Origin of the sequence: Streptomyces sp. H27-H5 (genome assembly GCF_026627505.1) — a bacterium.
In the GTDB taxonomy this organism is placed as follows: Bacteria; Actinomycetota; Actinomycetes; order Streptomycetales; family Streptomycetaceae; genus Streptomyces.
Map to the genome: position 1 here is coordinate 1 of NZ_JAPNLK010000202.1, position 5,404 is coordinate 5,404.

Genomic DNA, 5,404 nt, shown 5'->3' on the forward strand with positions numbered 1-5,404 from the left:
TGCCATCTGGACCGCTTCTTCACGGAACTCCGGCGAGTACGAACGCGAACGTGTCACTTGCTTCTTCCCTCGATCCCTTACAGGACAACCCTATTGGGTCCCTGTCCGGGAACTTCGGGGCCCCTCAGTGGTGCCACACCCAACCCTCGTGGTCGTCCGCCTCGGGGAACGTCCACCCGGCGGCGGCGGCGGCGGTCGGTGCGGGCTCGGGTTCCGGCGCCGGCTCGGGTACGGGGGCGGGCCCGGGTGCCTGGTCGTCGGGCTCCTGCTCCGGGGCGGTGCGGCCCGGGTCGAAGAGCTGGGCGAGGAGTCCGGCAAGGGGGTCCGGGGGCAGGAGGGACGGTCCGGGGGCGACTCGGATCGTCAGAAGGTCACCAGTCGTGGGGGACTGCAACGCGGCCAAGTCTTGCAGGTAGGGCCAGAGTCCCGGATAGCTGATGCCGTCAAGAATCGTCTCGTCGGCGAACCGGGTGATCACGCCGGTGATGGGGCTCCACTCGATCCGCCGGCCGAACGGGGCGGCACGAAACTCGACCTCGGCCACGTCCCGGCTGGTGCAGAACTCGAAGCCTCGCAGTGTGGTGGCAAGGGCATCCAACAGCAGACCGGCGGTGTCGGTGGTGTCCAGCGGGGGGAGTCCGGCGGCGGCGGCGTCACGCCGGGCATCGGAAAGGATCATCTGGACTTTCAGGTTCGACCACTCCCACGGTCCCCCGGGGTAGCAGTGCCGGCCGGTCCACCCGGCCTCGTCGGCAAGGGCCAGGAGCGCGGGGCGCTCCTCGGCGGGAGTGTCGGCGTGCTGAGCGCGGGCCTTGGCGTAGGTCGCGATGACGAACAGTTCGGTACGGGGGTTGAGCGTCACGGGGACTCCAGGTGTGAGGGGCTGAGCTGCGGTGGTGGTGCGCACTTGGCGCGGTCCTGCCTGCCGATCGGCGCGTGCCGGGATCAGCTCCGGGATTCCGGCGCGGTCGGGTCGGGATGACGGCCCGTCGTCGCGTTCCGCCGCTGCGGGCCGGTCGGGGTTTCGCGGGCCGGCCGGCCACGGCCGGCCCGCCCGCTTCCGGGGCGCTGCGGCGCCCCGGAAGCGGGCGCGTCAACGGCGGCCGCTTGCGTGACCTGACCGCCGGTCGGTCCCGGGGGCGGGGCGCGGCGTGAGCCGCGCCCCGGGGCGGCCTGTCAGCGCGTGTGCTCGGGGCATCCGTAAACGGCCCGGTAGTACTCGGCCTGGGCGACCTTGACGAACCGAACGGTTCCGGGGGCTCCGCACGGGGGGTGCCCGAACTGGCTCGTGAATCCCGGTTCCGTGGGCTGATTCCTGCCGTGGTAGATGACGCGGACCCGGCGCCACGTGGCGTCACACGATCCGTAGGTCTTGTGAACGCTGTTGTCGGGGGCGCGGCTGACTGCGATGCGGCGCATCTCGGCGTCTTCCTCGGCCCGGTCGGCCTCGTACGCGCGGCGGGCCTGCCGTACCGCGTCCTTGCTGCTCACAGCCTGATAGATGAGGAACGACAGGGGGGACTGGTTCTCCTCGACGCCTTCTCGGTGCCACTCCTCGCGGGCCTCGTACTCGGCCTTGTCGATCGGAGCTGCCTCCACGAGCAAGATGTTCCGGAACCGCTCGAAACCGGGCTCATGGCATCCGGGCACTCCGATGCATTCGTCGTCGGCGATCACGAAATAGGTGCGTACCGGCTTGGTCAGATCGAGCATCGGGGTGTGTCCTTCGACGTTGTCGGGGTCCGGCATGGAAGGGGAGGGCTCGGGATCCGCTGCGGTGGGCGGCCGGCTCACAACGCGCCCCGGTCCCGGAGATAGGCGCCGAACTGAAGCGCGACGCTGGCGTCACTGGTGGAGGGAATGCGCCGTGCAATCACGCCGTCCCGGTGGCCGTTGCGCAGTACGCCGTACTGCCGGCCGATGGCGGGGATGCGGAGCGTGTAGAGACCGTGATGGGTCTGAACGTGGACGACGGCGGCCTGGGCGGCCTCGTCGACGGTGACCGACCGGTTGTCGGCCCGGATGGCGAACTCGGCCCCGAGTAGCCGGCTGATGGCGCGGGCCTGCATGAGGTCGGTGCCGTAGTCGTCGGCCGGGGCGCCCCCGGCGCCCCGGCCGCACCCGACCGGATCGGCGTCCCCCTCCTCGTCCTCGTCGCCGGCCGGGTGGGCGGGGCGTGCGGGGAGCGCGACGCGGGCGGGGGCGAGGGCCTGTCGGCCGGTGCCGTGCGTGGCGCGCTCGATGTAGGCGCCGGCCTGGCCGGCGTCGGTGAGAAGGAGGGTGGGGCCGGCGACGGGGACGACGGTCCATGAACCGTCGGCGTTGGCGGTGACCGACCGGACGGGGCCGGCGATCACCAGACCGGCAAGGGCGGTGTCCGGGCTGCCGGCGCTGAGCGCACGGGTGGGCTGCTGCATGGCTGGGCTCCGAGCGTGTGAAGGGGTGTTCGCGGCACTGCTGCCGCTCCGTGGCGCCCGGGGGAGAGGGTTTGCCCTCCCCCTCCCCCGGGGCCCTGCTGCCGGCGGTTTGCCCTCCGCCGGCGGTGGTCGTGCCGCTAGCTGAGCTTCTTGGCCTCGGTCTCGGTGGTGGCCTTGTACGGCTTGCCGTCGATCACCGCGCGCTCGATCGGCGTCGGCTCGTAGCCCAACCCGGTGAGCCACTTCAGATAGCCGGCGGTCTCGCTGCGCACGCTCGCCTGAGCGTGCGCACCGTCGGTGCGCCACACGGTGCGCACGACGTGCTGTTCATAGGCGGCCACGATGGCGGCGAACGTGAACAAGGTGGCCTTGGCGGGCACCTTGGCGACTGCGGCGGCGCGCGCCTTCTCGTCGGTGTGCTGGGGCAGACCCATCCACGTGCACAGTCGGGCGCGGGTGGCGGGGTGCGATCCGCGACGGTTGACGACGTCCGCACCGGACACCATCACGGTCGCGATGATCTCCGTCATCCGGTCCGTGACGCCCTTCACGCGGCGGCTGCGCCCGAAGAGCGCGGCGAGCCACTCGGCGCGCATCTCGTCGGCGGTGTCCCAATCCGTGTTGCCGGCCCGGATCGCCCGGCGCTCCTCCGCGCTCTGCTTGGGCGTGCTGCCGTTGACGATGGTGGGCATCTTGTGCCCGTACAGCTCGGGGCTGGTGCAGTACGCCGTGTACGCGTTGGAGCCCTCTTCAAGGGCCCATACGTGGCCCTGGCAGGTGGCGTGCTTCTCCACGGTGATCCCGGGGAGGGCGATCACCCGCGTCGCGCTGTCGCGCAGTTCACCCACGGTCCGGATGGCGGCGCCGGCCTTCTCCAGCTCGGCGCGGTGCGCCTGGGCGGCCTGGCGGGCTCGGGACGCGTTGCGGGTGCGGCGGATGATCCACGCGTGGTTCCCGTTCGGGGCCGCGTCCATCTCGGCCAGTGCGCCGGCGGCGGCCTGGGGGTCGTCGGTCTCCAGCTCGGCCAGCATGGCCATGACCTCAAGGTCGGGGGCGCCGTTGCCCGTGCGGTGGGCTGCGGCGGCCCGGACGGCGTCCGACTGGGCGAGCTTCTTGATCTCCTTCGCCGCGACCTGGGTCACCGCGCCGGCGGCTGCGATCCGCTTGACGTCGGCCCCGAGGGCGGCGGCGTCGAACAGGGCGGCCGCCTCCTCGCTCCGGGTGAGAGCCGCGCGGTGTCGTGCGGTGGTGACCATGTCGAGGATCTGGCCGGCGTCGTCGCGCTCCTCGAACGTGTAGGGGAGGTGCGTCAGCTTGGCCTTGACGGCGGCGGCGAGCCTGCGGTGACCGTCCACCACCCGCAACCCGCCCTCGGCGCGGGTGACCACGATCGGGGTTCGCACACCCTCGACGGTGATCGACTTCAGGAACTCGTCGGTGATCTTCAGGTCTTGGCGGACGTTGCCGGGGTGGGCGTTGAGCGCGCTCACGCTGATCAGCGGTCGGTAGGTCACCGGGACTTCGGTGAGCGACAAGGCGACGGCGGCGGCCAGGCGGCGCGTGCCGTCGACCACCCGGACGGCGCCGGCCTCGGTCGTCGCCACGTACAGCGGCTCCACGATGCCGTGGGCGCCGATGTCCTCGATCAGGGCGCTGATGTCGAGATCCGCCGGCAGGGGGTTCGCCGCAACGAGGGCGGTGACCTCCACCGTGGTCGGGGTGGCGCCTGCGGTACGGGTCTGCGTGCTGGTCTTCATGCGGGTCGTACTCCATTGGTGTGAAGGGGAGTTGAGTGTCGGTTCGGGGGTTTGCCCTCCCCCTCCCCGACATCTCTATTAAAGCACAATGGCGGCATAGTTGGAAGTGGTTTTGTGAGGCTATCCGGGTGAACCTCTGGCTGTCTCCGGCGCGCATTTCGGGCCTGGGAACGACTGCGGCGCGGTGCCCAAGCCTCGATGGGCTTGGGCACCGCGCCGGCCGTGACGGCTGGGGGTTACGCGATACAGGGGCGCCCGATGATGCAGAAGTCGGAGTACTCCTCGGGGCACGTGCCCTTGTCGGCGGGGCACGCTCCGGCCTCAAGCGTCTTGCACGTCGGGCACCACCAGGACCCTGCCCCGGCCTCGCCCGGCACGATGGGGCGGGCGTCGTACTCGGAACTCAGGGAGTCCGCATCGCCCGGCCGGATCCCGTTCCAGTAGTCGTACATCAGACCTCCCCACCGGTCTTGACCTGGGCGGGTACGCCGGCGGCGGTGATCCGGGCATGAGCCAACGCGGGATACAGTGCGTAGTCCCATTCCTGGGGGAGGTCGCTGAACTCGATGTCGCGTTCCGTGCGCGTGATCACGACCTCCATGGGGTCGAGATCGTGAGGGCCTCGGACGCATCGCGAGCATTCATTCGGGGGGTAGAGCGGCGCCAACTTGTTGTCGAGGTGAACGCGCCGGCCGTGCTCGCGGTTGTGGATTTCGGTGATCTTGGCGAGCTGCTGGCGCACGTCGTCTCCTGTGAGAAGTACGGACGGTCCGACCTCGTGGAGTCGGAAGAACCGGACATCGTTCGGGCCGTCCGGCTGCGGGGTGGGCTGCCCTTCCCCGGGCAGACGATCAAGAGAAATGGGGGTGTACGTGACCACCTCGTGGTGTTCCACAAGGCGCTTCACCACTTGGTGCGACACCTCGCCTCCCCAGTAGTTCCGAACGCAGTAAACCGGGGTGATGAGCGAAGAGACCTGCTCGCCTGATGAACCCGTCTGGCTGCGGTGTCGGTGGTGGATGCGCCATCCAACCGAGGGGATGACACAGAGCTTTACGGCTTGGTCGGGGCGGTAGAGGTTGATCACACCCTGCGTGGGCGAGTGTCAATCCCCTCGAAGTGTGGAGTCCTTCCTATGCGGCCAGCCCCACAGTGAGGCCGGTTCAGTACTCGCGTTCGTAGTCGATCGGACTCTTGAAGTCGCACACGCTGTGTAGCCGACGGGCGTTG

6 protein-coding genes are annotated in these 5,404 nt (G+C 70.2%); all 6 read right to left on the reverse strand.

Features of this window, described 5'->3' with window-relative positions; translation table 11 throughout:
• Nucleotides 1-124: 124 nt before the first annotated feature.
• Complete coding sequence (locus tag OTB19_RS41375; protein ID WP_267804023.1) at nucleotides 125-862, reverse strand: hypothetical protein; 738 nt, start codon at nucleotides 860-862, stop codon at nucleotides 125-127.
• 314 nt (nucleotides 863-1,176) lie between these two features.
• Entirely contained in the window at nucleotides 1,177-1,713 is a 537-nt protein-coding gene (locus OTB19_RS41380; protein ID WP_267804024.1) for a hypothetical protein, read from the reverse strand.
• 77 nt (nucleotides 1,714-1,790) lie between these two features.
• On the reverse strand, nucleotides 1,791-2,417 hold the full coding sequence (locus OTB19_RS41385) for a hypothetical protein (protein WP_267804025.1): 627 nt from the start codon (nucleotides 2,415-2,417) through the stop codon (nucleotides 1,791-1,793).
• A 137-nt stretch (nucleotides 2,418-2,554) separates the two neighbouring features.
• Nucleotides 2,555-4,174: a ParB N-terminal domain-containing protein gene (locus tag OTB19_RS41390; protein WP_267804026.1), complete on the reverse strand. Its 1,620-nt coding sequence runs from the start codon at nucleotides 4,172-4,174 to the stop codon at nucleotides 2,555-2,557.
• 236 nt (nucleotides 4,175-4,410) lie between these two features.
• Nucleotides 4,411-4,626 (reverse strand): hypothetical protein, encoded by a 216-nt coding sequence (locus OTB19_RS41395; RefSeq protein ID WP_267804027.1) that lies wholly within the window; start codon nucleotides 4,624-4,626, stop codon nucleotides 4,411-4,413.
• Nucleotides 4,626-5,261: a hypothetical protein gene (locus OTB19_RS41400; protein WP_267804028.1), complete on the reverse strand. Its 636-nt coding sequence runs from the start codon at nucleotides 5,259-5,261 to the stop codon at nucleotides 4,626-4,628. The genes OTB19_RS41395 and OTB19_RS41400 overlap by 1 nt, the downstream gene beginning before the upstream one ends.
• Nucleotides 5,262-5,404 lie beyond the last annotated feature (143 nt).

What these genes read in the sequence shown, in the direction of transcription:
- OTB19_RS41380 (WP_267804024.1), bottom strand. Translation starts at nt 1,713, where the DNA reads ATGCTCGATCTGACCAAGCCGGTACGCACCTATTTCGTGATCGCCGAC.
- OTB19_RS41385 (WP_267804025.1), bottom strand. Translation starts at nt 2,417, where the DNA reads ATGCAGCAGCCCACCCGTGCGCTCAGCGCCGGCAGCCCGGACACCGCC.
- OTB19_RS41390 (WP_267804026.1), bottom strand. Translation starts at nt 4,174, where the DNA reads ATGAAGACCAGCACGCAGACCCGTACCGCAGGCGCCACCCCGACCACG.
- OTB19_RS41395 (WP_267804027.1), bottom strand. Translation starts at nt 4,626, where the DNA reads ATGTACGACTACTGGAACGGGATCCGGCCGGGCGATGCGGACTCCCTG.